Raw genomic sequence first — 23,103 nt, forward strand, 5'->3', positions numbered from 1 at the left:
TGCCTGTAGGAGCAGCCAGGGCTGCGATAGAAGCAGGTCGCGGCCGTGGCCGCTCCTACGGGGGAGGATGGGCTTTTGTTTGTAGGAGCAGCTATAGCTGCGATCAGTGAATCGCGGCCATGGCCGCTCCTACGAGGGGGTGGTCAGAAGGACATGCCCAGCTCCACGGCGCCGCCTACTTCCTCGCTGCTGAACAGCGCGCCGGCCTCGATGCGCAGGGCCCAGGGGGACAGGGCAAAGCCGGCGGTGTACTGGGTTTCCTCCTCAATGCCGTCCTCCCCAGTATCGCTGGCGAGGTTCTGGCGGGCGCCGGCGCGCACGTTGATCCAGTCGTAGACGTTGAATTCTCCACCCACGGCGAGCCACTGCTGGTCGGCGGCCGGGCCGATGCCTTCGTTCTTGGTCAGGTCCAGGTCCGCGGTCAGGGTGTGCCAGCCGCTGCTGTGGGCCACGCCGACGGTGACCAGCGGGTCCAGCTTCATTTCTTTCTGATCGTACCGTACTGGCCGGTTGTTGTTCTCAACGGTTTTAAGAGTCTGCGGGATCAGGTTGCGGACGGAGGCGCCGACCCGCCATTGGTCACTGCTTCCAAGATCGGCGCTGGCGCCAATGTCCACGTTGATGTGGGAGTCCTCGGTCTCGTATTCGGAGGCGTCGAAGTCGTCTTCGTCAAAATCATCCACGCCCTGGGCGTAGTCGAAGGTGCGCATCTGGACGAGTTTGGGTGTCACACCGAAGTTCACGCTCTGCCCCTGGATCTGGAAGGAACGGGCAAGGGTGAGACCGATTTCGCCGACGGCTGAGGCGAGGACGCGGCCGTCGGATTCAAGATTATCGATATTCCCGTTGTTATCAACGATGTTGGTATTGGAGGGGATAGTGCCGCCTTCAATGTCTCTCAGGGCCTCGATTTCCTCCTGCTTCACTCTGGCTTGGACGGTCGCTCTGAGCTGGGCATTGGTATGCAGGCCCACCGAAAGATTCGGGGAAGGAACCGCGAGCAGGACGCCAAGGCCAGCGTCAGCTCTCAAGGGTTTCCTGTCGATGTTTTCCAGAGAATCCGCGAGTTTGCCTGCGTTGTCCTGTATCTCTCCCTGGGTTGTCGCCTGGTTGAAAGCATCAATCGTATCCTGAATCTCATCAATCTCGTCGACCACCTCCTCGTTTTCCGCATAGCGGGCGTTCACTGACGGCAGGGTGACTGAGAACCCATCGTTCCAGCCGCTGTGATCGGCCGCCAGCAGTGATGGGTTGAACAGCGCGGCACCGCTCGGGCGTGCTGCGGCGACGCCGGTGCCGCCCATGCCAAAGGCTCGGGCGTCGTTGAACTGGGGTGGCGCGGCCTGGGTGCTTGCAGCTGCCGTAGTGAACGCAACCGCCATGGCGAGGCGGGTCCGGGCTCGGGAGGAGCTTGTGGTCATGGGGTGATTCCCTCTCAGTGACGTGGATTTAATCCGGTGAACACTGGCAGCGTAGTCAAAGCACGGGGAAAGGCCATGTTTTGCTACGTGCGGAAACGACTTTTTACAGGCACTTGCAGAGTGATCAGATGCTGTACTGTCGGAGTATGGAAGGTGTTCTTTCTGGTCCGGTATTTGCAGGCATCTACTGACGGCAAACCTGAGGGGAGCTCCGGCAAAGCGTGAAGATTGTGCAACTGACCCTTGCCATGGTGGCGGCACTGCTGGCGGCAGGCTGTTCCAGTCTGCCCTGGATGGATACGCCTTTCGGTGCCCCGGAGGAGGCCTGGTTGCTGCTGGCCCGGGGGGAACTGGATGAGCCCACGGCTGAGTTCGGTGAGGTTGAGGACTACTGGCGCCAGCGTCTGTGTGAGACCGAGCAGCAGGCGAGAAGCCGACTGGAACACCGGGTGAGGGCGGAACTGGAAACGGCATGGGCCGAGGCAAGGCTGGCCGGGGGAGGCAATGCCTTGCCGGCGCTGACCGAGGGGAAACGGGAACAGATGGTCTCGCAGGTGATGGCCGAGGCCCGTCTGCTCGGTCGGGTCCGGCCTGAGTCGGGGCGTTTTGAGTCGTTCCATGGGGTCCGGTTGAGTGGCCGGCTGGCACAGTGCCTGACCGAGACCGCAGGGGCGAAGGAGTGCGCCCGTCCGCCGGTAATGGAGCCGGTATCGGCCTGCGGGGGTCTGACTCCCGCGCCTGAGCCACTGTATTTCCTGGAGGGGGCATGAGAATCACATTGATGGGAGCGCTGCTCATGGCGCTCGTGGCCTTGCCGCTGGGTACCAGTGGTGCCCAACAACAGAGCGCTGGCGCGGATAAGCAGCCCGTGCAGGTCCACTTCCCACAGCAGCTGCGCCCCCAGCCTGCGGTCTCGAGACTGGGCGGGCCGGGCAGTGCCGGGCAGGGTGAGGCAGTGAAAGAGACCCGCCCGGTCGCGCTGGTACCCCGGGATACGGACAACCGTGAGCGCTCGGCCGCCAACCTCCGGCGTTTGCAGCGGGCGCCCTCGCTGCAGGAAGGGTCCTCCTGCCCGGGGCGTGATACCAGCCGGTTCCGCAAGAGTGTGGCCATCACCCGTTTCCCATTGCTGGACTCCGATGGGGCGATGCTGGGGCGGCTGGGCAACGTTGTCCGGGCCCTGCCGCGGATGCTCAACGATGATCTGAGTTCCCGTGAAACCATCCTGATGCATCAGGCCTTTGACCGCCGGCTCTATGATCGGGCGGTCAACGCCCCGACCGTACAGGCGGTTGACCGGCATCTGACCCGTGCCTCGGAGCTGACCCGTGCCATGGGGGTGCAGTTTGTGATCTCCGGAGTGGTTCACGACATCGGCGTTGAGAACCCGGACGCCTGGGGAACCTCAGCCGCATCCTGGCTGGGTCGCGGACTGGGGGTCGCGAATCAGCAGCGCCGGCTGGCGGTGGATCTCTTCGTGTATGACGGGCTCAGTGGTGTGATGGTCATGAGTGACCGGCTGGCGGTGCGTGGCGAGTGGGATCACGCTCGGGAAGCCGACGTGGGTTTCGGCACGCCAGCGTTCGCGGAGACCGAATTCGGGAAACGGATTGGTGAGCGGGTTTCTGAGCTGGCGGATGAGGTGGCGGTGAATCTGGGCTGCCAGCCGTTCATCGCCTCCGTGGAGCGGGTGGACAGTCGCCGCGTACGGATCAGCGCCGGTGCGGATTCCGGGCTGCGCCCTGGCCAGACCATGGAAATTCTGCGCGCTGAGCGCTATCTGGATCAGCCCCAGGAATACCCGGCCCTGAGACCCATTGGCCGGACCCTGGAAATCCAGCAGGTCCAACCGCGCTTCAGCAGTGGTCAGCTGCCAGTGGAAGGTGGGCGGATCAATGTTCAGCGTGGGGATCGTGTGGTGATCTGGTAACCAGAACAGCGCCGTCACTAACCGTAGGAGCGGCCATGGCCGCGACCCGGATCCATCGCAGCTGTAGCTGCTCCTGCAGGGAATAGGTGGGGCGGGTCAGGTGTACTGCTGGGCGGTGGCGCGGATCTGTTCGACCATGGCGCGCAGGCCGTTGCCCCGGGTGGGCGAGATATGGCGCATCAGGTCCAGTTCCTCGAACAGGCCCTCGATGTCCACCGCCAGAAGGTCATCCGGTGTGCGGCCGTTCAGGGCGATCATGATGATGGCGGCGAGACCGCGCACGATCATGGCGTCGCTGTCGATCAGCAGGTAGAGCCGGCCACTTTCCGGGTCTTTCCAGTGGATCAGCCAGACCTGGCTCTGGCAGCCGTGGACGTAGTTCGCCTCGCGCCTCTCGTCGTCCGGGAAGGCGGGAAGCTTCTTGCCCAGGTCCATGATGTAGCCGTAGCGCTCTTCCCAGTCGTCCAGCAGCTCAAAGCCGTCCCGTACATCATCGGTTGTGATGTCGGTGCCGAGTTCGGTGTTGGTGAAGTTGGTATCCGTTGTCATGGGAACCTGTTCATCAGTAGGAGCAGCTATAGCTGCAATCTGTTTTGGGGTTCGCGGCCATGGCCGCTCCCACATGTTCTGTGTTTTCTGTAGGAGCGGCTATAGCCACGATTTGTTTCGGTTTCGCGGCCATGGCCGCTCCTACGTGTTCTGTGTTTTCTGTAGGAGCGGCTATAGCCGCGATCTGTTCGGGGTCTCGCGGCCGTGGCCGCTCCTACAGTGGGGGATCAGAGCAGGCCGAGTTCGAGTTTGGCCTCTTCAGTGAGCATCTCACTGCTCCAGGGTGGATTAAAGGTGAGTTCCACCTCGACATCGTCCACGTTCGGAACGGACTCTACCTTACGCTTTACGTCATCGGCAATCACAGGGCCCATACCGCAGCCCGGCGCAGTCAGGGTCATCAGGATGTAGGCGTGGTTGCCTTCGCTGTCGTTCCAGACCTTGCAGTCGTAGATCAGTCCCAGATCGACGACGTTCACGGGAATTTCCGGGTCGTAGCAGGTCATCAGGGCTTCCCAGACCTGGTCCTCGTTGATGCTGCCGTCGCTGGGGGTCTCGAACTCGCTTTCGGCTACCTGTTTGCCGATGGCGTCGGCGTCCTTGCCGTCAAGGCGCGCCAGGTTGCCGTTGACGGCCACGGAGAAGCTGCCGCCCAGTGCCTGTGTGAGCGTGACAAAGGTGCCCTCGGGGATGGTGATGGCGGTGCCGGAGGGCACCAGCCGGGCTTCCACATCCCGCTGGGTTACGACAACTTCCCGATCCTGCATAGTCTGTTCCGGTTGCCTCAGTTCACCGCAAAGCTTTCGCCACAGCCGCACTCGGCGGTGGCGTTGGGGTTGCGGAATTCGAACATGCTGTTGATGCCCTGAGTGACGAAGTCGATCTCAGTGCCGCCGACCATCGTCAGGTCCTTGGCGCTGACGTAGACCGTTACGTCCTCTGACATCTGAAACGCGGTGTCATCGTCGCCGGGGTCGCGCACGAAATCCGTGGTGTACTTGAACCCGGAGCAGCCGGATTTTTTCGTACCCAGGCGGATGCCGGCCATTTCCGGCCGCTTTTTCAGCTGTTCACGACAGTGTTCGATGGCTGCATCGGTCATGGTGACGCCGGTCTGGGGCGTTACGGTTTCCACTGTCATGTTGCCCTCCTTATTCCGATGGGCATTTTTTTCCGTGGGAATCGCTTGTTAGCAAGCGCCTACGGTAACTCTGTTTGCAGGGTTTCGCAGCTGTAGCTGCTCTTACTGAAACCCGAACCTTGGGAGCGGGCGCCGCGGCAATCAGCACTGATCGCAGCTGTCGCTGCTCCTACAATAAATCTGGAGTCTTAGGAGCGGCCATGGCCGCGATTACCGCCGGTCGCAGCCATGGCTGCTCCTACTGTTTATTTGCCGGTGAACAGGCGCTGGATCCTCTGCAGGCCCTGGAAGAAAGTGTCCACCTCTTCCACCGTATTATAAAACGCGAACGAGGCCCTGGCAGTACCCGCGATGCCGAAGTGCTCCATCAGCGGCATGCAGCAGTGATGACCGGTGCGGATCGCGATGCCCTGCTGGTCGAGCAGGGTGCCCAGGTCGCTGGGATGCAGGCCTTCGAGCCAGAACGAGAGGACCGGAACCTTGTTCTGCGCCTGGCCGTAGCGGGTCAGGCCAGGGAAGTCGGCGACCCATTCGTCCACGCGCCGGTCCAGTGCGGCCTCGGCCTCGTGCAGGCCGTCGTGGCCCAGATCGTCCAGATAGCGCATGGCGGTGGCCAGGCCGATGGCCTCGGCGATGGCCGGTGTGCCAGCCTCGAACCGGTAGGGCGAGTTCTGGAAGCTGGTGCCCTCGAAGCTCACCCGGTGGATCATCTCGCCGCCGGTCTGATACACGGGCCATTCGTTGAGCAGATCCTCCCGGCCGTACAGCACGCCAATGCCGGTGGGGCCGAACAGCTTGTGGCCGGAGAAGACATAGAAATCGCAGTCCAGCGCCTGAACGTCCGCGCCCAGATGCGGTATGGCCTGGGCGCCGTCGACCAGGGTGTAGGCGCCGGCTTCTTTCGCTGCGGCTACCATTTCCCGGGTGGGATTGATGGTGCCGAGCACGTTGGACACCGCCGTGATGGCGAAGACCTTGGTGCGCTCACTCAGCTGGTCGCGGAAGCTCTGCTGGTCCAGCTCGCCCTCGGGGGTAACCTCGATCACCTTCAGGCTCGCGCCGGTGGCCTCGGCCAGCATCTGCCAGGGCACGATGTTAGCGTGGTGCTCCATGCGCGAGACCAGGATCTCGTCGCCCTGTTTCAGGCTGCGATAGAACCCGTTGGCCACCAGGTTGATGCCCTCGGTGGTGCCGCGCGTCCAGATGATCTCGTTGGCGCTGGCGGCGTTGATCTGGCTGCGGACCGTCTCGCGGGCACCCTCGAACAGGGCTGTGGCACGATCACCCAGGCTGTGCGCACCGCGGTGCACGTTGGAGTGCGTCTCGCGGAAGTACTGGGTCATGGCGTCCATGACCGCCTGCGGCTTCTGGGCCGAGGCGGCGTTGTCCAGATAGACCAGTGGCTTGCCGTTGACCTCCTGCTCGAGGATCGGGAAATCCGCGCGCACCTGCTCCAGATTCATTCAGCCGCCCTCCGGAAGCTGGCCTCGATGAAGTCCGTCAGGCGGGTGTTGACCGCCTCGCGGATGTCCTCCAGCGGTACCTGGCCCACAAGCTCGTGCACGAAGGCCATGCTGAGCATGGTTGCCGCCGTGTCGCGGTCAATGCCGCGCGAGGTCAGGTAGAACAGCGAGCCTTCGTCCAGCTGGCCGACGGTGGCGCCATGGGCGCAGGTGACGTCGTCCGCGTAGATCTCAAGCTCGGGCTTGGTATCAATCTCGGCGTTGGTCGACAGAAGCAGGTTCTTGTTGTTCATATCCGCGTGGGACTGCTGGGCGTCCGGGTGGATATGAATGCGGCCGTTGAAGATCGCGTGTGAGCGGTCCGCGGCGAGGCAACGGTAGTTTTCGTCGCTGTCGCAGTTCGGTACCACGTGGTCGATGGCCGTGTGGTTATCGTAGTGCTGGCGGTCCTGGGTCAGGGCAATGCCGTTCAGCCGTGCGTAACCACCCTGGCCTTCGAGCCTGACCTGGAGGTCGTGCCGGCGCAGGTCGCCGCCGAAGCCGATGCAGTGGCTGTCGAGTTTGGCATTGGCGCCGACCTTCACGCCGGTAGCGCCGATGTGGCGCACGTTGGCCGGGTCCATGCACAGCCGGATGTAGGTGATGTTGGCGCTGTCGTCGAGCAGCAGTTCGGAGACGCTGTCCACCAGTACCGGCTGGTCGCCATTGCTGATGTATTCTTCCACCAGTGTCATCTTGCTGCCCTGGCCGGCTTCGACCATGACGCGGGGGTAGTTGGAGCCACTGGCGCCGGCATCGGTGACGTACTGGATGTAGACCGGTTTGTCGACGCTGGTGTCCGCTGAAAGCCGGATCAGTACGCCGTCTTCGAGCCGCGCGGTGTTGAGCGCCGCCAGCTGGGTGGTGCCGTGGTCGAGCGTGGTGTCGAGTTTCTTGGCCACGCTCTGGGCGGCGACATCGTCCAGATCCACAAAACGGCGAATGTCCACGCCGCTGGCGCTGGGCAGGTTGCTGCTGTCGAGATCGACCACCCCGTTGCGGATGACCAGACGGTAAACACCTTCAACGCTGCGGTAATCAGCGTCACCCGTGCCCTGGGTCTGCGGCGCCAGTTCCGGATCCAGCTTGAGGTAGCGGCTGGAGTATTTCCAGTTCTCGGTCCGGCGGTTGGGCAGTGCCATGCCAGTGATGGCCTTGCTGCGGATGTCGCGCAGGCTCTTCAGCGGCGCGGGCAGCTGCTTGCCACCTTCCGGTGTGAAGGCATCGTCCAGCGGTGTCAGGGGCGTCTTGTGCGCAAGTGTCATGGAACCTCCTTCAGCCGGCGGCTTCCGCTTCGTTGATGCCGAGCCAGCCGTAGCCGTGTTCTTCGAGTTCCATCGCCAGCTGCTTGTCGCCGGTCTTGATGATCTGACCGTTGGCGAGCACGTGCACGACGTCCGGCACGATGTGGTTGAGCAGGCGCTGGTAGTGGGTGACGACGAGGAAGGAGCGGTTGTCGGCCCGCAGGGTGTTCACGCCGTTGGCGATGGTTTTGAGCGCGTCGATGTCGAGGCCGGAGTCGGTCTCATCGAGGATGCCCAGGCGCGGCTCCATCATGAGCATCTGCATGATCTCGTTGCGCTTTTTCTCGCCACCGGAGAAGCCTTCGTTGACGCCACGCTTGAGGAAGTCGGGGCTGAGGTCAACCTGCTTGGCTTTTTCCTTGGCCAGCTTCATGAAGCTGGGGGCGTCGAGTTCGTCCTGGCCGTGGTGCTTGCGCAGGGTGTTGAGGGCGGTGCGCAGGAACTGGAGGTTGCTGACGCCGGGGATTTCGACCGGATACTGGAACGCCAGGAAGAGGCCAGCGAGGGCGCGCTCTTCGACTTCGAGCTCGAGCAGGTTCTGGCCGTCGAACAGGATTTCGCCTTCGGTGACTTCGAAGGCTTCGTGGCCGACGAGGACCTGGGCGAGGGTGGACTTGCCGGAGCCGTTGGGGCCCATGACGGCGTGGACTTCGCCGGGTTTGATCTCGAGGTTGATGCCCTTGAGGATCGGGGTGCCCTCGACGCTGGCGTGGAGATTTTTGATGGTCAGCATGTGGGTGCTCTCTACCTGTTTACAGTTGTTCAAATGATCAAGACTGATGAATTCCTGCTCCGGGCGCTGGGGGACTTCGCTCCGGGAATCGCCACGAGTACGTCCATGTAGGCTGCTCTTCCGCCATCCATGGCTCCAGAGCTTCCCGAATCGAAGTCCCCCACCACCCGGTATCTGATTCTCTGCTGTACGCCGCTGGTGATGGGGTGATGTACCCCACCCACCTTGATCTGATCGCCTTGAAGACGCCTGATCCGGGTGTCTTTACCCGACTGAGCCTTCCAGGCTCACTTCCAGCAGCTTGCCGGCTTCGACGGCGAACTCCATGGGCAGTTCCTTGAAGACTTCCTTGCAGAAGCCGTTGACGATCATGGACACGGCCTGTTCCGGGTCGATGCCGCGCTGGCGACAGAACAGCATCTGCTCGTCGCTCACCTTGGAGGTGGTGGCTTCGTGTTCCACCGTGGCGGAGCTGTTCTTGTTCTCGATGTAGGGGAAGGTGTGCGCGCCGCACTTATCCCCGATCAGCAGCGAGTCGCACTGGGTGAAGTTGCGCGCGCCTTCGGCGGTGGGCTGGAACTTCACCAGGCCGCGGTAGCTCTGGTCGCTGTGGCCGGCTGAGATGCCCTTGGCAATGATGGTGCTGCGGGTGTTCTTGCCCAGGTGGATCATCTTGGTGCCGGTGTCGGCCTGCTGGTAGTTGTTGGTCAGCGCTACGGAGTAGAACTCGCCGACGCTGTTGTCGCCCTTGAGCACGCAGCTGGGGTACTTCCAGGTGACGGCGGAGCCGGTTTCGACCTGGGTCCAGGAGATCTTGGAGTTTTTGCCCCGGGCCATGCCGCGCTTGGTGACGAAGTTGAAGATGCCGCCGTTGCCGTTCTCGTCGCCGGGGTACCAGTTCTGCACCGTGGAGTACTTGATCTCGGCGTCGTCCAGCGCTACCAGTTCGACCACGGCAGCGTGCAGCTGGTTCTCATCGCGCTGGGGCGCGGTGCAGCCTTCGAGGTAGCTGACGGAGGCGCCTTCGTCGGCGATGATCAGCGTGCGCTCAAACTGGCCGGTGTTCTCGGCGTTGATGCGGAAGTAGGTGGACAGCTCCATGGGGCATTTGACGCCCTTGGGCACGTACACGAAGGAGCCGTCACTGAACACTGCCGAGTTGAGTGAGGCGAAGTAGTTATCGCCACGGGGCACGACGGAGCCCAGATACTGCTTCACCAGCTCCGGATGCTCCTGCAGGGCTTCCGAGATGGAACAGAAGATGACGCCGGCTTCGGCCAGCTTTTCCTTGAAGGTGGTGACCACGGAGACGGAGTCGAAAACCGCGTCCACGGCGACGTTGCTGTAGGCGCCGCCACCGCCGGTGCTTTCAGCCTCGGACTCCGCCGGTGTGCCGGCGCCGGCCACGCCCGCCAGCGCTTTCTGTTCGTGCAGCGGGATGCCGAGCTTTTCATAGGTGCGCAGCAGCTCCGGGTCGACCTCGTCCAGGCTCTGGGGCTTGTCGCTGTCCTTCTTGGGCGCGGAATAGTAGGAGATGGACTGCAGGTCCACGGGCTCGAAGTTGACCTTCTGCCAGTTCGGCTCGGTCATTTCCTGGAACTGGCGATAGGCTTCCAGGCGCCATTCGAGCATCCATTCAGGCTCGCCCTTGATCTGGGACAGGCGCTTGATGACGTCCTCGTTCAGGCCGGGTTCGAAGGTGTCCGATTCGATGTCGGTGACAAAGCCGGCTTCGTATTCGTGCTTGACGAAGTCTTCGGGCTTATTGGATTCGGCCATGGCTGCAACTCCACTGGTTCTGGGCCTGTGCGCGCGTGGCACCGGCCTTTCATGAACGGATAAATTCGGGGAAGACTGTGCAGTGCAGTGTCTTGCCGGAATTCATCCAACCCCTTTGAAAAGCGTCTCCTGAAGCGGATTCCCGCGAGTTACGCTATCACTGGCTTCTACGTCCAGCCTTGTTCTGGAGATTGATTGTACAATACCTGAGTAAATATGTCAGGTATTCCGCCTGAGTGGTAACCATTATACCGGAAGCGGCATGGGCGGGGTTAATCGTGCTGATAGGGGTCGGCTCCGGGTATAATCCGTGGCTCCTGGATTGACTCTGGAGAGAGCTGTAATGGAGACCATTGAGTGGGGTGATTTCGAGCGGGTTCAGATCCGGGCCGGCACCATTGTTGAGGTCGAGGACTTTCCGCAGGCCCGGCGCCCGGCCTACAAATTGCGCGTGGATTTCGGGGCCGGGCTCGGGGTTCTCAAATCCAGCGCCCAGATCACGGATCTTTACGCCCGTGAGGAACTGGAGGGGCGCCAGGTTCTGGCGGTGGTGAACTTCCCCGCCAAGCAGATCGGCCCCATCCGCTCGGAGTGCCTGGTCACCGGCCTGCATCGTGAGGACGGCGCGGTCGTGCTGGCAGTACCGGACAAGCCGGTGCCGAATGGGGCGCGGCTGGCCTGAGCTCGGCTGGCTGGCGGATCAGTTGGGCAGTCTCAGGCGCAATGCCAGAGGAACAGTGAGTGCTGTGCACAGGGTGATGAATCCCACGGCGGCGAGTGCGGCCCCGGTGGTGTCCGCCAGAAGGCCGCCGCCCAGGGGTACGAGGAACGCCACGGTGTAGCCGATGGTGAAGGTTCCTGCCGACAGCCGGCCAGCCTCGGCGCTTGGGACCAGTTGGGGGGGCAGTGAGACGATCAGGATGAGCAGGATGCCGGCAAAGAAGCTCATGGCCACGGCGAAGGCAACACCGGGCCAGCCGTCGACCAGGATGAAGCCGAGCATGGCGGCCACGCTGAGACCGGCGCTGCACAGGATTGGGCCGCGCCGGCCGACCCAGTGCCGGGCCATCCACAGCATCAGGGCCGAGGCGACGACCTGCGCGAAGTTGAAGCTGAACAGGGTAGTGTCCAGCCGGGCCAGTTCGCCGCGGTCCTCAAGGACGCTGGCCATGTAGGCGTTGGTGCCGAAGAAAAGCGACGCGGTGCCGGCCAGGAGCAGGCCGAGCTTCCACATCAGCGGGTCGCGCAGGCGCGGCAGCCACTGGCTGCTGTCGCTGCCATCGCTGGAGGCGGTTTTCGGCAGCATCAGAAGGAGCGCGATCAGCAGGGCCGGCAGCGACCACACAAGCAGCGTCAGTCGCCAGCTGTTTCCGGTCAGCGGCATGATGACCGGCAGAGTCAGGCCGGCGCCGATGAACTCGCCCATCAGCATGCCGTTCATGTAACAGGCCGAGCCCAGAGCGAGCCGTGTGGGAGTGAGCCAGCGTGGGAGAAGCGCCGGCAGCGACGGCTGCATGACGGCTATCGCCAGACCCATGACGGCACTGGCGCCCAACAACAGGACGGGGCCCTGGGCGAGCCCCCGGGTTGCCGACATGACGCCGACCACGGCCAGGGCAGCTGCCAGTGCGTTGCGTGGGCCCATGCGCATGATCAGGAGCGACCCCGCGAGTGCCCCCAGGGCGAGCATCAGAACCGGCAGGGTGGTCAGTGCCCCGATGTGGGTCTGGCTCAGGGCCAGTTCTTCGCCGATGGCCGGTGCCAGGGCGGGAGCCACCAGTATGGGCAGGCGCATGTAGAGCCCTGCCAGCCAGAGCAGGACCAGCAGGCCGATGTCCCTGGTGCGGTCGTTCATGGAATCCCCCTGACAGTACCCCCGTAGGAGCGGCCATGGCCGCGATTGCCTGTGACCGCCTTTCGATCGCGGCCATGGCCGCTCCTACAGAGGGGTGTTGCTGTATGCCGTTGTGGAGCAGGCTAGGCCCGGAGCGCAGTCCGGGCCATGGGGATAAACCGAGATGCGGTGTCAGAAGTGATACTGGATCGAGCCGGTAATCAGGCTCAGGTCGTCCTCATCCAGTGCCCCGTCGCTGTAGTCAACGTTGGGGACGTAGTCGTAGTCCGCGCGGATATAGAGGTGCTCGGTTATACCCACCTGGGCACCGACACCGGTTCGCAGACTGATGCCGGTGTTATCCACCGTCGCTGTCGCTATGTCCAGTTCTGAGTCCCAGAAGAAGCCGCCGGCTTTGGCGAAGACATCCATCCGGTTACCCAGCGGCAGGTGAACGAGGCCGGTTACATCCAGTCCGTGCAGGCTGAGTTCCGTGTCTGTTGTATCGTTCAGCTCAAAGTCCTGACTCCGGGTATAGCCCACTTCCACGCCGAAGTTCGAAAGCAGCCGCGCACCGCTGTAGACGCGGAAAGCCGTGGTCCCATCGTCACAGTCGGAGCCCAGGTTGTCGCAGGCATCGGCCAGTGATGCCATGCCGCCGCCAATGCCGGAGTAGGGATACTCATAGTCCCCGCTGGCGTTCGCCTGGAAGGGAACGGCGGTGGCGAGCAGTGCGACGGCGGGAAGAAGTCGATTCATTGGTTGCCTCTTTTGCTGGAATGCGCGGTAAGGGTTTGATTCATCTGAGCAGAGATATAGCCGCTGCGATGCACCCTGTCAACGTGGGGGGCTCGCCGACAGCCCCGGTCGCAAAGGCAAATGCAATGCAAGGTGTTCTGTGGTTTGCTGTTTCCGTGTCGCGTTGGAGTAGCCAGTACTGAATCGCAGCTGTAGCTGCTCCTGTACAGAGGTCCGTAGGGGGCCCATTGGCGCGGGCAAATCGCAGCTGTAGCTGCTCCTACACAGGGGGTCCGTAGGGGGGGCCATTGCCGCGGTCGAATCGCAGCTGTAGCTGCTCCTGCACAGGGGGCCCGTAGGAGCGGCCATGGCCGCGACTGGACCGCAGCTGCTCTGAAGGGATCTGAAGAGAGGTTGATTATGACAGAGAACGATGCCGGCCCGATCCTTGATCGGCTTCTCGAGGCGCACGTGCAGCACGAAATGGCACGGATGGATCATGACGCGCTGCGCGAGGACCTGGAAAGGGAACTGGGCCATGCCCTTGAGGCAGCCAACAGCATCCGGCTGAACGAGGTGATCAGTGCGGACACGGTCAATGCCATCATTTACCGCCATACCGTGGAACGGGAGATGCCGCCGATTATCCCCGAGATGGCGGCCACCTTTACCCAGGATGTGGTTGGCTCGCAGTTCCACCGGGATGCCACACCGGGTGACCTGATGGACCGCCAGCGGCTGGAGGCCTTCGTGGACCAGGTGCTGCTTCTCAGGGAACAGCGCCAGAAGCTGATTGACCGGATGCTGGAGCAGCCGGTGTACAAGGAGCTGGTGGCCAACCTGATGTACGAGGCCATCGTGCGCTACGTGTACGAGGAGAACCTTCTGAGCCGGCGGGTGCCGGGGGTGAGCTCGGCGCTTAAGTTCAGCTCGAAGGTGCTCAACAGGGCCGTCTCCGGGCTGGACGATGTCTGGGAGAAAAGCATCAAGGGCTACATCTCGCGCAACGTTGAGAAGCTCGCACGCCACAGCGCGGACTTCCTGGCGGAGCAGCTTACGGATGAGGAGATCAAGGCCAGCGTGATGGATGCCTGGGATACGTTCAGCGACCGTCCCCTCTCCGAGCTGGAGCAGGGCCTTGGTGAGGTTGAGTGGAGCGAGTTTGTGGTGATGGGCTACGACTACTGGCTGGCTTTCCGCAAGAGCGATTACTACCGCAACGCCTACGAAACGGTGGTGAACCAGCTGTTCGAGCGTTATGGCGACCGCACCCTGGGTGATCTGCTGAACGAGTTCAACATTGACCAGTCAACCATCATGACGGAACTGGACGCGGTCCTGCCCCGGGCTCTGGAAGCACTGAAGGCCAGTGGCCTGCTGGAGGGGATTGTCCGGCGTCGGCTGGAAGGGTTCTATAACAGTGAGGCGGCACGCGCGGCGCTGGATGGATGAAAAACGGGCGGCCGAAGCCGCCCGCGGTGTGTCGTGCTGCCCTGGTGCACCTCAGAAGGCGACGTTCAGCCGGATATAGCCAGGGATGCTGACCTCGGTAGAGGCATCCGCCAGACCGTTGTTCGGGGTGGCCTGGATCATCGACACATCCAGGGTCACATTTTCGTTGTACAACCAACGGGTGCCCAGCATCAGCGAGGGGTCCACGCTGTCGCCGAAGCGGTCTTCCCGGGTCGTCACGTTGACCTCAAGGCCGGGCTCAAAGCGCCCGAAATCAGTCTCCGGCAGGGCGTAGTGGGCGCCCATGCCCAGGTTCAGGTAGGCATCACTGGCGTCATTCCGGGCACCGTCGTCGAACACCAGTTCCGGGTTGAAGTTGAGGATGAACCGGTCGATGTCGGCCGTGAAGGCGGCGCCGGCACCCAGGTTGGTAGTGCTTTCCTCGGTATAACCCTGCTGTTGTTGGGCATCGTCTGAATCGTAGTGGGCAACCGCACCGTAGGCCGCCCAGTCAATCACCACGTCATCGCCGGCCTGCAGGGGGCGCAGTCCCACCTTGAACAGCGCTTCATTCTGACTGGTGCGTGGGTTGATGCGGCTGTGGTTGAGAACCAGCTCGGAGCCGGGCAGTCCCAGCCGTACGCCGGCACTGAAGTCCTGATCACCCCCGGTGCGCAGATCAACACTGGCCTTTTTGTTGGGGGCCGTGGTGCCGCGCTCGAGCATGAAGCCACGCGTGGGTTCGTTGTAGCTCTGGTTCTGGGCGAGTGCACCGGTGGAAACAGCGGCGGTTGTCAGCGCCAGAGTGGTAACACGGAACATCTTGTTCATGGTGCTCTCCTTGGTGTTGAGCTGCATGATTGTCAGGTCTGTATTGCAAAAGCAATGTAAACGCGGGGCTGCGACTGGTTCAATTAAACCTGTGACAGGAAACACATTTGTGGGGTAGTAGCCTGTTCCCGCCATGACAGAGCGTTATCCTCAACGCTGCGTATTCCTTGGCAGTAAGGGAGAGTGAAGACTATGTCATCCAGGTTTTTTGTGGCGTTGCTGGCCGTTCTGGCGATGCCTGTCTGGGCCCAGGGCCCATCCTTTTCCTACGCGGAAGCCGGCCTGGCACTGTATCCGAACTTCGAGAGCGAGCCACTGCTGGGGGCCCAGGTGCGGGGCAGCCAGGCGCTGAACACGCAGTGGTTCATGTTTGGCGGGCTCAAGGCGCTGACGGGGGATATTGATGTCACGGCCCTGCATGGAGGCGGAGGGTATCGCTATTCGGTGGATCACCGGACGGATGTCTGGGGCGGCCTGACGCTGGAGTATCAGGATATTGAAGTGGAGCGTTGTCGGAGTGTTATGCGCCCCGGCAGCAACTTTGTGCGTTCATGTACCAGTGTATCCAGCGATGACACCGCACCGGGCCTGCGCGGCGGTATACGGCGCCAGCTGCACCGGGACCTGGAGATCGGCGCCTCGGCGCGCTACATCACCGGCGATCTGGACTACCTCGGATTCACCGGTACTGCCCGCTACCGCTGGCAGCCCAATGTGAGCGTGCTGGCGGAAGCGGACTATTACGATGGCAATTTCGGGGTGATCGGCGGTCTGTCGTTGCGTTTCTGATGGTGTAAAGGGTCGCGGCCGTGGCCGCTCCTACGGTTGTTGTCTGCAGGAGCAGCTACAGCTGCGATTGGGTCGCGGCCGTGGCCGCTCCTACGGTTGTTGTCTGTAGGGGCAGCTACAGGGGCGATTGTGGGTCGCGGCCGTGGCCGCTCCTACTGGTTGTTGTTTGTAGGAGCAGCTACAGCTGCGATCCTGATCAGGCAGCGTTGTTGTGGCTGCCGCCCTCGGGCGGCATGCGATAGCGTTCCTTGACCTCGCCGTTGTCCACACTCTCCAGAACCACATCGAAGCCCCAGAGCCGGTGCACGTGTTTGAGCACCTCCTGGGTATCATCGTCCGCCATGGGGATGCCGTCCACCCGGGTGTGGCGCAGCAGCAGGGAGCGGTCGCCGCGGGTGTTCACGTTCCAGACCTGAATGTTCGGGTCCTTGTAGCTGAGGTTGTACTGGCGCGCGAGCTTCTCGCGCACGCGCCGGTAACCGCGGTCGTCATGAATGGCCTTGATCTCGTAGGCATCGTCGCCTTCCTCGTCAGCAATGGCGAACAGTTTGAGATCCCGGATCACCCTGGGCGAGAGGTACTGGAGGATGAAGCTCTCGTCCTTGAAGTTGCGCATGGCGAAATCCAGGGTCTGTTGCCAGTCACTGCCGGCGATGTCCGGGAACCACGCCTGATCCTCCTCGGTCGGGTTCTCACACATGCGTTTTAGGTCCATGTAGATGTTGAATCCGAGCGTGTAGGGGTTGAGCCCGGAGTAGTAGGGGCTGTCGAACGGCGGTTGGTAGATCACAGCGGTGTGGTTCTGCAGAAATTCCAGCATGAAGCCGTCGTCCACCAGGCCCTCGTCGTACATCCGGTGCACGATGGTGTAGTGCCAGAAGCTGGCCCAGCCCTCGTTCATGACTTGGGTCTGGCGCTGCGGGTAGAAGTACTGGGCGATCTTGCGCACGATGCGCACCAGCTCACGCTGCCAGGTTTCGAGCAGTGGGGCGTTTTTCTCGATGAAGTAGAGCAGGTTCTCCTGGGGTTCGGCCGGAAAGCGTCGCTTCTGGGACTCGGGGTCGTCGTCGCCCCCCATATCGGGGATGGTGCGCCAGAGGTCGTTGACCTGCTCCTGGCGGTATTCCTCGCGTTCCTTCTGGCGCCGGCGCTCCTCTTCGGCGGAGATGGGGGCGGGGCGCTTGTAGCGGTCCACGCCCTGGTTCATCAGCGCGTGGCAGGAGTCGAGGATGGCCTCCACTTCCTCCACACCGTAGCGCTCCTCGCATTCGGCCACGTAGTTCCGGGCGAACATCAGGTAGTCGATGATGGAGCTGGCGTCCGTCCAGCTTCGGAACAGGTAGTTGTTCTTGAAGAACGAGTTGTGGCCATAGCTGGCGTGGGCGATCACCAGCGCCTGCATCATCATGGTGTTTTCCTCCATGAGGTAGGCGATGCAGGGGTTGGAGTTGATCACGATCTCGTAGGCCAGCCCCATCTGGCCGCGCCGGTAGCCCTTCTGGGTGGCCATGAACTGCTTGCCGAAGGACCAGTGGTGGTAGCCCACGGGCATGCCCACGGAGCTGTAGGCGTCCATCATCTGTTCGGCGCTGATCACCTCAATCTGGTTGGGGTAGGTATCCAGGCCGAAGTCGGCGGCAATGCGGGCGATCTCGCGGTCGTATTCCTCGATCAGCTCGAAGGACCAGTCGGAGCCGCTGGATATTGGTTTGGTCATAGCCACCTCATAGCCCGTGTTTCTGTTCACGTGGTTGCGGCCGTGGCCGCTCTTACGGGTTTGTGTTGTCTGTAGGAGCGGCTATAGCCGCGATTCCCGTGTCTTTATTCCCGTGATCGCGGCCATGGCCGCTCCTACGGTTCGTGATCAGGCGGTTTTGGGCTCGAACAGCTTGCGGAAAACGGGGTAGATCTCGCTGGCGTCCGACAGCTGCTGCATGGCGAAGCGGTCCGGGAAGTTCGCCTGTACCGTTTCGTACTCCTCCCAAAGGGCCTGGTGCTCGTGGGGGGTGATCTCCACGTACGAGTAGTACTGCACCATCGGAAGGATCTTCTCCTCGAGCAGTCTGCGGCAGATGGGCGAGTCGTCGTTCCAGTTGTCGCCGTCCGAGGCCTGGGCCGCGTAGATGTTCCAGTCGTCGCTGGGGTAGCGTTCCTCAATGATCCGGTGCATCAGCTTGAGCGCGCTCGACACGATGGTGCCGCCGGTCTCGCGGGAGTAGAAGAACTCCTCCTCGTCCACTTCCTTGGCGGCGGTGTGGTGGCGGATGAACACCACCTCGATGTGCTTGTAGTTCTTCTGCAGGAACAGGTACAGCAGGATGAAAAAGCGCTTGGCAATGTCCTTGTGCACCTGGGTCATGGAGCCGGAGACGTCCATCAGGCAGAACATGACGGCGCTGGTGGAGGGCTTGGGCTCCCTGCGGTGCTGGCGGTAGCGCAGGTCGATCTCGTCGATCCAGGGGATGCGCTTCACCTGCCGGCGCAGTTCGTCCAGCTCCTCCTGCAGGCCTTCGATCTGGCGTTCCCTGGAGAAGGCCGGGTCATCCGAGTCCGGCTGGGCTTCCAGAGCCGCGATCTGCTGCTCCAGCTCCCTGATCCGGCGCTTGCGCTTGCCGGCCAGGCTGATGCGCCGGGCGTAGGCCTTGCGCAGTGAGCGCACGACGTTGAGTTTGGCCGGGGTACCGTCAGTGGTGAAGCCGGCGTGAACATACTGGTACGAGTCCGCGCTCTTGAGCTTCTTGCGCACCAGGAAGGGCAGTTCCAGGTCGTCGAACAGGAAGTCCAGGAACTCCTCCTGGGTGATCTGGAAGACGAACTCATCCATGCCCTCGCCCTGGTCGCTGGCCTGGCCCTCGCCGCTGCCGCCACCGGAGCCGCCATCGGGCTTGGGCAGGCGGTCGCCGGTGACGAACTCCTTATTGCCCGGATGGACCATCTCGCGGTTGCCGCCGGCGCCGTGGTGGAACACCGGCTCGTGGATGTCCTCGCTCGGGATACTGACCTGCTCGCCCTGCTCCATGTCCGTGATGGAGCGGTTGTGAACGGCTTCGGATACCGCCTGCTTGATGTGCTTGCGGTAGCGGCGCAGGAACCGGTTCCGGTTCACCGCGCTCTTGTTCTTGCCGTTGAGGCGGCGGTCAACAACGTGACTCATGCCCATGCAGACACCTGCTTACCCTACTGGGATTTCCGGACGCGCAGGTACCACTCCGCCAGCAGCTTGACCTGCTTCTCGGTGTAGCCCCGTTCGATCATCCGGTCCACGAACTGCTGGTGCTTGCGCTGATCCTCCTCGGAGGCCTTGGGATTGAACGAGATCACCGGCAGCAGCTCCTCGGTGTTCGAGAACATCTTCTGTTCGATCACGCTGCGCAGCTTCTCGTAACTGAGCCAGGACGGGTTCTGGCCGTTGTTGCTGGCCCGTGCCCGCAGCACGAAGTTGACCACCTCGTTGCGGAAGTCCTTGGGGTTGCTGATGCCGGCCGGCTTCTCGATCTTTTCCAGTTCCTCATTGATGGCCGCGCGGTCGAACATCTCGCCGGTTTCCGGATCCCGGTAGTCCTGGTCCTGGATCCAGAAGTCGGCGTAGGTGACGTAGCGGTCGAACAGGTTCTGGCCGTACTCGGAGTAGGACTCGAGGTAGGCCGTCTGGATCTCCTTGCCGATGAACTCCACGTATTCCGGTGCCAGGAATTCCTTGATGAACCGGAGATAGCGCTCGTGGGTCTCCGGCGGGAACTGTTCCTGCTCGATCTGCTTTTCCAGCACGTACAGCAGGTGCACCGGGTTGGCGGCCACCTCGGTGGTGTCGAAGTTGAACACCTTTGAAAGAATCTTGAACGCGAAACGAGTGGACAGGCCGTCCATACCCTCGTTCACGCCGGCGGCATCCCGGTACTCCTGGATGGACTTGGCCTTGGGATCGGTGTCCTTGATGTTCTGGCCGTCGTAGACCTTCATCTTGGAGTAGATGCTGGAGTTCTCCGGCTCCACCAGCCGTGAAAGCACTGTGAACTGGGCCAGCATGCTCAGGGTGTCCGGCGCACACGGGGCACCGGCCAGGGAACTTTCGCGCAGCAGCTTCTCGTAGATCTGCTGTTCCTCGGTCACGCGCAGGCAGTAGGGCACCTTGACGATGTTCACCCGGTCCAGAAAGGCTTCGTTGTTCTTGTTGTTGCGGAAGGTCTGCCACTCGGACTCGTTGGAGTGGGCGAGGATGATGCCGTCGAACGGGATCGAGGACATGCCTTCGGTGGTGTTGTAGTTGCCTTCCTGGGTGGCGGTCAGCAGTGGGTGCAGCACCTTGATGGGCGCCTTGAACATCTCCACGAATTCCATGATGCCCTGGTTGGCGCGGTTCAGGCCGCCGCTGAAGCTGTAGGCGTCCGGGTCGTCCTGGCTGAAGTCCTCCAGCATGCGGATGTTGACCTTGCCGACCAGCGCCGAGATGTCCTGATTGTTGTCGTCGCCGGGCTCGGTCTTGGCCACGGCCACCTGGTCCAGGATGGAGGGGTATTTCTTGACCACCCGGAACTGGCTGATGTCGCCGCCGTATTCGTGCAGGCGCTTGACCGCCCAGGGCGACATGATGGGCTTGAGGTAGCGCTGGGGAATCCCGTACTCCTCCTCGAGGATGGGGCCGTCCTCTTCCGGGTCGAACAGCCCGAGGGGGGATTCGTTCACGGGCGAGCCCTTGATGGCGTAGAAGGGCACTTTCTGCATCAGGTGCTTGAGCTTCTCGGCCAGCGAGGACTTGCCGCCGCCAACAGGGCCGAGCAGGTACAGGATCTGCTTCTTCTCCTCCAGGCCCTGGGCGGCGTGGCGGAAGTACGAAACGATGTTCTCCACGGCTTCTTCCATGCCGTAGAACTCGGAGAATTCCGGATAGCGTTTGATAACCTTGTTCTGGAAGATCCGGGAAAGGCGCGGGTCGCGGGAGGTGTCGACAAGTTCCGGCTCGCCGATGGCGAGCAGCATGCGCTCGGCGGCGGTGGCGTAGGCGGAGGGATCCTCTTTGCAGATGCTGAGGTATTCCTCGAGGCTCATTTCCTCTTCCTTGGTTGCCTCGTAACGGTCCTGATAGCGCTGCAGTATGCTCATGCTTGGCCCCCTTGCTGTGACCTGGGTAAGGGGTGGTGCCTGCGCTGGCCGCACTCGCCCCTGATGGTGTCAGTTCATCATGCCTCTGTTCCGTTGGGTTCTGTCTTCAATTATGGGTAAGCCGGCGCGGGTTGCGAGTCTGATTGACGTTTCTGTGACCCGTTCGCGGCCAGGGTGCTTTCCCTTGAGATTAGTAGACGGTGGTGGGGTTGAACAGGGGCGTGTGGATTAAGGTTTGATCGCTCGGGGCGTGGCTGTTGATCCGCGGCGGCATGGATGACTTTCGAACGGGTGCGATGCCTTCGCCGAGTGCGCCTGTTGCTTGTCGGCTTCGTATAACCCGGAGCTGACAGACGTAGCACGAGCTATTTCCCGGGAGCTGGCGAACATGAGTCAAGGCTGCGAAAGCGTTGTGTCCTTTGATGACGAACCCCTGATCCTTGTCGACGAGAACAATCGCGTGCTGGGTTACGATTCCAAGGTTGCCTGTCACCGGGGGAGTGGGCAGCTTCACAGAGCCTACTCCATTTTCGTCTTCAATCGGCGCAATGAATTGCTTCTTCAGCAACGAAGCCCGATGAAGCCGCTGTGGCCGCTTTTCTGGTCAAACAGCTGCTGCAGTCATCCAAGGCGCGGTGAAAGCGAGCAGGAGTCGGTGCAACGGCGACTGGAAGAAGAGCTCACTATCGCGGCCCGCCCGGAGTTTCTCTACCAGTTCCGCTATCACGTTTCATTCGGTGATATCGGGTCGGAGCATGAGCTCTGCTCTGTCTACATCGCCCGCTGGGATGAACCGGTTGTGCTTAATCCGACTGAGGTTGCCGATTACTGTTACATCCAGCCGGAGGTGATGGATCGGGAACTGGCAGAGCACCCAGGGCGCTACACGCCCTGGCTCAAGCTGGAATGGCCCCGCCTTCGCAACGAGTTCTGGTCCAGAATCGAGAAACATTGAGACGTTTCCGGGAAGCAATGCGAGATTGCCGTGATCCTCTTCGGTGAGCTGGGCGTATCGCCCTTGAGTCGTCCTTCGGTGGCAACACCGGTTCGACTCGAATGTCCTGTGACAGGATCAGGCGCAATTTTCAGTGGGAGCAACACAAATGCTAAACCTTGAAACATTGTCAATGGATCAATACTCGTTCGTGGCCAATGCGTTCTCGTTCGGGCTGGCGGTGATGGCGTCGACCACGATTTTCCTGTGGTTGATGCGGTCCTCAGTAGCGCCAGCTTATCGCATGGCCGTGACTATTACGGGGTTGGTAACCGCCATAGCGGCCTACCACTACCTGCAGATTATGCTCTCCTGGGAGCATGCCGTAAGCATTGAAACGGGCGAGGTGGTCGCGACGGGCGAGCCCTTCAATCGGGCCTATCGTTACGTGGACTGGCTGCTCACGGTACCACTACTGCTGATTGAGCTGATTCTCGTTATGAAGCTGAGCCAGCAGGAAACCATCAACAAGTCGCTCAAGCTGGGTGGCGCGGCTGCGCTGATGATCGTGCTGGGCTATCCCGGCGAGGTGGCCGAGACAATCGGCACGCGGATGATTTTCTGGATTCTGTCCATGATTCCGTTCCTCTACATCGTGTATCAGCTGGTGATTGGGCTGAAGGAATCGGTGGACAAGCAGCCTGAGAACGTCAAGGGGTTGATGCACATCGCGGCCTACCTGGTCGTCGCCTCCTGGGCCTTCTACCCGCTTGTCTATCTCCTCCCACTCGCCGGCGTCACTGGCGGTTCCGCGATCGTTGCGGTGGAGACCGGTTACACCATCGCCGATATCGTAGCCAAGGCGGTGTTTGGCCTCTTCATCTTCACGATAGCCGTGCGCAAGTCCGAAGCCGAGGCTGGTGCATCGGGAACCTCTGCCAGCAAGAAGGCATGAGGTGACGACAACGCTCTGGGTGCCCGCCTGGTAGTAGGGCACCCAGGCGTTACCAATCGGTACCGAGGGGAGTAAAGACAATGACTATCTCCTGCGCCAGAACCGATATCG

Annotated in this window: 21 protein-coding genes; 7 read left to right on the forward strand and 14 right to left on the reverse strand. The window is 61.9% G+C overall.

Annotation, left to right across the window (positions count from 1 at the left end; genetic code table 11):
* Positions 1–143: 143 nt before the first annotated feature.
* The gene (locus tag GLW01_RS00690; RefSeq protein ID WP_160897784.1) at positions 144–1,421 is read right to left on the reverse strand and encodes a conjugal transfer protein TraF; all 1,278 of its coding nucleotides are present in this window, start codon (positions 1,419–1,421) and stop codon (positions 144–146) included.
* A gap of 221 nt (positions 1,422–1,642) precedes the next feature.
* Here GLW01_RS00690 and GLW01_RS00695 point away from each other — a divergent pair, with 221 nt between their 5' ends.
* Positions 1,643–2,191, forward strand: coding sequence for a hypothetical protein (locus tag GLW01_RS00695; RefSeq protein WP_160897786.1), 549 nt, complete (start codon positions 1,643–1,645; stop codon positions 2,189–2,191).
* Positions 2,188–3,351 carry a flagella assembly protein FlgT middle domain-containing protein gene (locus tag GLW01_RS00700; RefSeq protein WP_160897788.1) on the forward strand — a complete coding sequence of 388 codons (1,164 nt, stop codon included), beginning with the start codon at positions 2,188–2,190 and terminating at the stop codon, positions 3,349–3,351. Before GLW01_RS00695 ends, GLW01_RS00700 begins: the two co-directional genes overlap by 4 nt.
* 96 nt (positions 3,352–3,447) lie before the next feature.
* On the opposite strand, the gene GLW01_RS00705 is transcribed toward GLW01_RS00700, so the two are convergent.
* The 7 genes from GLW01_RS00705 to sufB all read right to left on the reverse strand — a co-directional run bounded on the left by GLW01_RS00705 (position 3,448) and on the right by sufB (position 10,359).
* Complete coding sequence (locus tag GLW01_RS00705; protein ID WP_160897790.1) at positions 3,448–3,900, reverse strand: SufE family protein; 453 nt, start codon at positions 3,898–3,900, stop codon at positions 3,448–3,450.
* Between the two features lie 227 nt (positions 3,901–4,127).
* Positions 4,128–4,667 (reverse strand): putative Fe-S cluster assembly protein SufT, encoded by a 540-nt coding sequence (sufT, locus tag GLW01_RS00710; RefSeq protein WP_160897792.1) that lies wholly within the window; start codon positions 4,665–4,667, stop codon positions 4,128–4,130.
* A gap of 17 nt (positions 4,668–4,684) precedes the next feature.
* Complete coding sequence (locus GLW01_RS00715) at positions 4,685–5,041, reverse strand: HesB/IscA family protein (protein WP_151441378.1); 357 nt, start codon at positions 5,039–5,041, stop codon at positions 4,685–4,687.
* 245 nt (positions 5,042–5,286) lie between these two features.
* Positions 5,287–6,504, reverse strand: a complete 1,218-nt coding sequence (locus GLW01_RS00720) for an aminotransferase class V-fold PLP-dependent enzyme (protein WP_160897793.1) — start codon at positions 6,502–6,504, stop codon at positions 5,287–5,289.
* On the reverse strand, positions 6,501–7,808 hold the full coding sequence (gene sufD, locus GLW01_RS00725; protein ID WP_160897795.1) for a Fe-S cluster assembly protein SufD: 1,308 nt from the start codon (positions 7,806–7,808) through the stop codon (positions 6,501–6,503). The genes GLW01_RS00720 and sufD overlap by 4 nt, the downstream gene beginning before the upstream one ends.
* A gap of 10 nt (positions 7,809–7,818) precedes the next feature.
* Positions 7,819–8,580: a Fe-S cluster assembly ATPase SufC gene (sufC, locus tag GLW01_RS00730; protein ID WP_151441375.1), complete on the reverse strand. Its 762-nt coding sequence runs from the start codon at positions 8,578–8,580 to the stop codon at positions 7,819–7,821.
* Between the two features lie 264 nt (positions 8,581–8,844).
* Positions 8,845–10,359, reverse strand: coding sequence for a Fe-S cluster assembly protein SufB (gene sufB, locus GLW01_RS00735; protein ID WP_160897797.1), 1,515 nt, complete (start codon positions 10,357–10,359; stop codon positions 8,845–8,847).
* A 343-nt stretch (positions 10,360–10,702) separates the two neighbouring features.
* Here sufB and GLW01_RS00740 point away from each other — a divergent pair, with 343 nt between their 5' ends.
* Positions 10,703–11,041 (forward strand): tRNA-binding protein, encoded by a 339-nt coding sequence (locus GLW01_RS00740; RefSeq protein WP_151441373.1) that lies wholly within the window; start codon positions 10,703–10,705, stop codon positions 11,039–11,041.
* 18 nt (positions 11,042–11,059) lie between these two features.
* Here GLW01_RS00740 and GLW01_RS00745 read toward each other — a convergent pair whose 3' ends face one another.
* Complete coding sequence (locus GLW01_RS00745) at positions 11,060–12,214, reverse strand: CynX/NimT family MFS transporter (RefSeq protein WP_160897798.1); 1,155 nt, start codon at positions 12,212–12,214, stop codon at positions 11,060–11,062.
* A gap of 171 nt (positions 12,215–12,385) precedes the next feature.
* Positions 12,386–12,952, reverse strand: a complete 567-nt coding sequence (locus GLW01_RS00750) for a porin family protein (protein ID WP_160897799.1) — start codon at positions 12,950–12,952, stop codon at positions 12,386–12,388.
* Between the two features lie 399 nt (positions 12,953–13,351).
* On the opposite strand from GLW01_RS00750, the gene GLW01_RS00755 reads away from it, so the two are divergent.
* Positions 13,352–14,383 carry a hypothetical protein gene (locus GLW01_RS00755; RefSeq protein WP_151441370.1) on the forward strand — a complete coding sequence of 344 codons (1,032 nt, stop codon included), beginning with the start codon at positions 13,352–13,354 and terminating at the stop codon, positions 14,381–14,383.
* A gap of 51 nt (positions 14,384–14,434) precedes the next feature.
* On the opposite strand, the gene GLW01_RS00760 is transcribed toward GLW01_RS00755, so the two are convergent.
* Positions 14,435–15,214, reverse strand: coding sequence for a hypothetical protein (locus GLW01_RS00760; RefSeq protein WP_151441369.1), 780 nt, complete (start codon positions 15,212–15,214; stop codon positions 14,435–14,437).
* Positions 15,215–15,406: 192 nt separating this feature from the next.
* Between GLW01_RS00760 and GLW01_RS00765 the strand changes: the two genes are divergently transcribed.
* On the forward strand, positions 15,407–16,003 hold the full coding sequence (locus tag GLW01_RS00765; RefSeq protein ID WP_160897801.1) for a hypothetical protein: 597 nt from the start codon (positions 15,407–15,409) through the stop codon (positions 16,001–16,003).
* Between the two features lie 196 nt (positions 16,004–16,199).
* Here the strand turns inward: GLW01_RS00765 and GLW01_RS00770 are convergent, their stop codons facing one another.
* The 3 genes from GLW01_RS00770 to GLW01_RS00780 form a co-directional block, all read right to left on the reverse strand.
* Positions 16,200–17,720: a SpoVR family protein gene (locus GLW01_RS00770; protein ID WP_160897803.1), complete on the reverse strand. Its 1,521-nt coding sequence runs from the start codon at positions 17,718–17,720 to the stop codon at positions 16,200–16,202.
* Between the two features lie 147 nt (positions 17,721–17,867).
* Positions 17,868–19,157 (reverse strand): YeaH/YhbH family protein, encoded by a 1,290-nt coding sequence (locus GLW01_RS00775; RefSeq protein WP_202405500.1) that lies wholly within the window; start codon positions 19,155–19,157, stop codon positions 17,868–17,870.
* A gap of 23 nt (positions 19,158–19,180) precedes the next feature.
* On the reverse strand, positions 19,181–21,103 hold the full coding sequence (locus GLW01_RS00780) for a PrkA family serine protein kinase (RefSeq protein ID WP_151441365.1): 1,923 nt from the start codon (positions 21,101–21,103) through the stop codon (positions 19,181–19,183).
* Positions 21,104–21,491: 388 nt separating this feature from the next.
* Here GLW01_RS00780 and idi point away from each other — a divergent pair, with 388 nt between their 5' ends.
* Both idi and GLW01_RS00790 read left to right on the forward strand, forming a co-directional pair.
* Positions 21,492–22,058 carry an isopentenyl-diphosphate Delta-isomerase gene (gene idi, locus GLW01_RS00785; RefSeq protein WP_160897805.1) on the forward strand — a complete coding sequence of 189 codons (567 nt, stop codon included), beginning with the start codon at positions 21,492–21,494 and terminating at the stop codon, positions 22,056–22,058.
* Between the two features lie 172 nt (positions 22,059–22,230).
* Positions 22,231–22,992: a bacteriorhodopsin-like gene (locus GLW01_RS00790; protein ID WP_202405501.1), complete on the forward strand. Its 762-nt coding sequence runs from the start codon at positions 22,231–22,233 to the stop codon at positions 22,990–22,992.
* Positions 22,993–23,103 lie beyond the last annotated feature (111 nt).

It is taken from the genome of Vreelandella halophila, from assembly GCF_009856365.1.
Lineage (GTDB): Bacteria > Pseudomonadota > Gammaproteobacteria > Pseudomonadales > Oleiphilaceae > Halospina > Halospina utahensis_B.

Coding starts and splice junctions, on each gene's coding strand:
- GLW01_RS00690 (WP_160897784.1), bottom strand. CDS start 1,421: ATGACCACAAGCTCCTCCCGAGCCCGGACCCGCCTCGCCATGGCGGTT.
- GLW01_RS00700 (WP_160897788.1), top strand. CDS start 2,188: ATGAGAATCACATTGATGGGAGCGCTGCTCATGGCGCTCGTGGCCTTG.
- GLW01_RS00705 (WP_160897790.1), bottom strand. CDS start 3,900: ATGACAACGGATACCAACTTCACCAACACCGAACTCGGCACCGACATC.
- sufT (WP_160897792.1), bottom strand. CDS start 4,667: ATGCAGGATCGGGAAGTTGTCGTAACCCAGCGGGATGTGGAAGCCCGG.
- GLW01_RS00715 (WP_151441378.1), bottom strand. CDS start 5,041: ATGACAGTGGAAACCGTAACGCCCCAGACCGGCGTCACCATGACCGAT.
- GLW01_RS00720 (WP_160897793.1), bottom strand. CDS start 6,504: ATGAATCTGGAGCAGGTGCGCGCGGATTTCCCGATCCTCGAGCAGGAG.
- sufD (WP_160897795.1), bottom strand. CDS start 7,808: ATGACACTTGCGCACAAGACGCCCCTGACACCGCTGGACGATGCCTTC.
- sufC (WP_151441375.1), bottom strand. CDS start 8,580: ATGCTGACCATCAAAAATCTCCACGCCAGCGTCGAGGGCACCCCGATC.
- sufB (WP_160897797.1), bottom strand. CDS start 10,359: ATGGCCGAATCCAATAAGCCCGAAGACTTCGTCAAGCACGAATACGAA.
- GLW01_RS00740 (WP_151441373.1), top strand. CDS start 10,703: ATGGAGACCATTGAGTGGGGTGATTTCGAGCGGGTTCAGATCCGGGCC.
- GLW01_RS00745 (WP_160897798.1), bottom strand. CDS start 12,214: ATGAACGACCGCACCAGGGACATCGGCCTGCTGGTCCTGCTCTGGCTG.
- GLW01_RS00750 (WP_160897799.1), bottom strand. CDS start 12,952: ATGAATCGACTTCTTCCCGCCGTCGCACTGCTCGCCACCGCCGTTCCC.
- GLW01_RS00755 (WP_151441370.1), top strand. CDS start 13,352: ATGACAGAGAACGATGCCGGCCCGATCCTTGATCGGCTTCTCGAGGCG.
- GLW01_RS00760 (WP_151441369.1), bottom strand. CDS start 15,214: ATGAACAAGATGTTCCGTGTTACCACTCTGGCGCTGACAACCGCCGCT.
- GLW01_RS00765 (WP_160897801.1), top strand. CDS start 15,407: ATGTCATCCAGGTTTTTTGTGGCGTTGCTGGCCGTTCTGGCGATGCCT.
- GLW01_RS00770 (WP_160897803.1), bottom strand. CDS start 17,720: ATGACCAAACCAATATCCAGCGGCTCCGACTGGTCCTTCGAGCTGATC.
- GLW01_RS00775 (WP_202405500.1), bottom strand. CDS start 19,157: ATGAGTCACGTTGTTGACCGCCGCCTCAACGGCAAGAACAAGAGCGCG.
- GLW01_RS00780 (WP_151441365.1), bottom strand. CDS start 21,103: ATGAGCATACTGCAGCGCTATCAGGACCGTTACGAGGCAACCAAGGAA.
- idi (WP_160897805.1), top strand. CDS start 21,492: ATGAGTCAAGGCTGCGAAAGCGTTGTGTCCTTTGATGACGAACCCCTG.
- GLW01_RS00790 (WP_202405501.1), top strand. CDS start 22,231: ATGGATCAATACTCGTTCGTGGCCAATGCGTTCTCGTTCGGGCTGGCG.